Below are 3,117 nucleotides of genomic sequence, written 5' to 3'. Positions count from 1 at the left end.
CTGCCCGAGCAGGTCGTGCGCGCGCTGGACGCCGAGGGCTTCACCGCCCCGTTCCCGATCCAGGCCGCAACGTTGCCGGACACCCTGGCCGCCCGCGACCTGCTCGGCCGCGGCCAGACCGGCTCCGGCAAGACGCTCGCGTTCGGGCTGGCCATCCTGGCCCGCCTGGCCGGTGAGCGCGCCCGGCCGACCGCCCCGCGCGGCCTGGTCCTGGTGCCGACCCGCGAGCTGGCCTCCCAGGTCGTCGACGCCCTCGAGCCCTACGCACGGGCTCTTGGCCTGCGCACCGCGGTCGTCGTCGGCGGTCTGTCGATGAACAAGCAGATCGCCGAGCTGCGCCGCGGGGTGGACCTGCTCGTCGCCACCCCGGGCCGGCTCACCGACCACACCAACCAGCGCACCTGCGACCTCTCCGACGTCATGATCACCGCGCTGGACGAGGCCGACCGGATGGCCGACATGGGCTTCCTACCCCAGGTCCGGGCCATCCTCGACCTCACCCCCCGCGACGGGCAGCGGCTGCTGTTCTCGGCGACCCTCGACGGCGACGTCGACGCGCTGGTCCGCCAGTACCTGACCGACCCGGTCACCCGCTCGGTCGCGTCGGCCACCTCGCAGGTGGAGACGATGGACCACCACGTCCTGGTGGTGGACAACGCCGACCGCGGACGCGTCGTGGCCGAGATCGCGGCCCGCGACGGGCGCACGATCCTGTTCGTGCGCACCAAGCACGGCGCCGACCGGCTGGTCCGGACGCTGCGCCGCGAGGGCGTCGTGGCCGGCCCGCTGCACGGCGGCAAGTCGCAGAACGCGCGCAACCGGGCGCTGGACGGTTTCCGCTCCGGTGAGGTGCCGGTGCTGGTGGCCACCGACGTCGCCGCGCGCGGCATCCACATCGACGACGTCGGCCTGGTCGTGCACGTGGACCCGCCCGCCGACCCGAAGGCCTACCTGCACCGCGCCGGGCGCACCGCCCGCGCCGGTGAGGACGGCGTCGTGGTCACCGTCGTGACCCCGGACCAGCGCCGCGAGGTCGACGACCTCACCCGCCAGGCCGGCGTCAGCGCCACCATCACCTCGGTCCGGCCCGGCTCGCCGGCACTGGCCGAGGTGACCGGGGCCCGGATTCCCTCCGGTGTCGCGGTGCCCGAGCCGCCGAAGCCGCCGCAGCCGGCGCCCAAGGCGGGCCGCCGCTCCGGCGGTGGTGGCCGTGGGCGCTCGGGCGGCGCCCGTGGCGCCGACGCACCGAGCGGCGCCCGCTCCGGCGGGCGCTCGTCCGGCGGCGGGCGGTCCGGCGGCGGCGGAGCGCGCTCCGCTCCGGCCGGTGGGCGCGAGTCCGGTGGGTCCGCCGTCGTGCGGTTCTCCTCGACCGGCGGCGGCGCAGCCCGCCGCGGTGGTGGTGGCGCCGGACGCCGTCGTACCGGCGCCTGACGACGCCCGTGCGCGGATATCGCTGCTCCGGCGGTGATGTCCGCGCACGGCCGGGGTCGGACGGGCTCAGCCTCCGCGCTTGGCGACGCGGCGCAGCTGCAGGATCCGGGCCGTGCCCGGGATGGCGACCAGCAGGATCCCGGCGATCGCGGCGAACAGCAGCGCGACCCCGGTGGGCAGCGAGCCGTCGAGCCACAGGAAGTTGATCTGCACCGGGCTGGTGTTCTGCAGGATGAACACCAGCAGGAAGATGCCGACGACCGCGGACAGGATCAGCCCGGCCCACAGGCCGCTGACCCGGGTGCGCGTCGACGCCGTCGGGACCGGGCGCCCGACCGTCGGGGTGTCGTCACCGACCGGCTGCTCGTCGTGGACGGGGCCGGCGGTGCCGCGGGGGTCCTCGGCGTGCCCGGTCGGCACCGCGACCGTGGCCTGCTCGGAACCCGGGACGCGCATCGCCGGCTGGGTGGCCGGGTCCGCGGTCGGGTCCGCCGGACCGACCCGGCCGTAGGCCGGGACCGACTCGCCACCGGCCTGCACGGAACCCGTCCGACCGGGGTCCCCTCGCTTCCGCTCGTTCATCGCTGCTGCACCCTTCCGGTGTCCGCGCCGTCCCCGCCGATGTGCCCCGCCGGTGTGTCCCGCCGATGTGCCCTGCCGGCGCCGGAAGTATCCCGCATGATCGCGCCGACGCGCCCCGACCCGCGCTAGCGTCGCTCCCGGAACGGCTGTCGCGGGCGTCGACGACGACGCAGGAGGAGGGGTACCGGATGGATCACCAGGAGGCCGTGGCGGCGTTCTTCACCGAGACCCCCGACGGGGTGCGGGTGCCGGAACCGGTCGCGGGCGCCGGAGCCGCCCGGGCGTTGCGCGACGCGCTGGAGCCGGTCGCGATGCACGCCGTCTGGTCCTCGCGGGTCGGCGAGGCCCTGGCCGCGCACGGGCACGACTTCTTCACCGCCTACGTCACCGGGCGCGGGGCGGCGCTCGGTGACGTGCCCGGCGCGCTGGTGGCCGCGACGTTCGCCGTGTTCGAGCCGGGCTTCCTGGCCGGTGCCTGGGACTCCGGGCGCGCGCTGCTGCCCCTGCACCGGTTGCAGGACCTGCGCGACGCCGAGACCGCGGCGAGCATGCGGCAGACCCTGGGCGCCGCCGAGACCTCCGATACCGCCGGGGCCGTCGAGACCGAGGTGGCCGCGACGGCTGCGGCCCTAGAACGCGCCGTCGACGCCGTGGACGGCACCGGGCGCCCGCTGTTCGCCGCGCTGCGCGCCCGCCCCCGGCTCTCCGACCCGTTCGGGCGGCTCTGGCGCGCCGCCGACCTGGTCCGCGAGCACCGCGGCGACGGGCACGTCGCGGCGTCGGTCGCGGCCGGCCTGGACCCGGTGCGGATGGGCATCCTGTCCGAGCTGTGGGTCGGCTACCCGCTCGGCGAGTACTCCGGCACCCGCGCCTGGCCGCAGGAAGCCGCCGACGCCGCGGTCCGCCGGCTCACCGACGACGGGCTGGTCACCGGTTCCGGCACCGGCACCACGCTCACCGACGCCGGACGCCGCTTCCGCGACGGCATCGAGGACCGCACCGACGACACCCAGGCGGGCCTGCTGGAGTCCCTCGGCGACGACCTGCGCACCGTGACCGAGGCCCTGGCGCGCTTCTCGCAGCGCTGCGTCGAGGCCGGGGCGT

3 protein-coding genes are annotated in these 3,117 nt (G+C 76.6%); 2 read left to right on the top strand and 1 reads right to left on the bottom strand.

Going from position 1 to position 3,117, the window contains the following annotated elements:
• On the top strand, positions 1–1,431 hold a 1,431-nt coding region (locus I4I78_RS31480; RefSeq protein ID WP_218615152.1), incomplete at its 5' end, for a DEAD/DEAH box helicase.
• 66 nt (positions 1,432–1,497) lie between these two features.
• On the opposite strand, the gene I4I78_RS31475 is transcribed toward I4I78_RS31480, so the two are convergent.
• Entirely contained in the window at positions 1,498–2,013 is a 516-nt protein-coding gene (locus I4I78_RS31475; protein WP_226380806.1) for a lipopolysaccharide assembly LapA domain-containing protein, read from the bottom strand.
• 188 nt (positions 2,014–2,201) lie between these two features.
• Between I4I78_RS31475 and I4I78_RS31470 the strand changes: the two genes are divergently transcribed.
• Positions 2,202–3,117 (top strand): hypothetical protein (locus I4I78_RS31470; RefSeq protein ID WP_218615151.1); only part of this gene is annotated, 916 nt, incomplete at its 3' end.

Origin of the sequence: Pseudonocardia sp. KRD291 (assembly GCF_019263595.1) — a bacterium.
GTDB lineage: Bacteria > Actinomycetota > Actinomycetes > Mycobacteriales > Pseudonocardiaceae > Pseudonocardia.
Note: the sequence above shows the minus strand (reverse complement) of the source record. Positions and strands in the feature narration are given on the sequence as shown.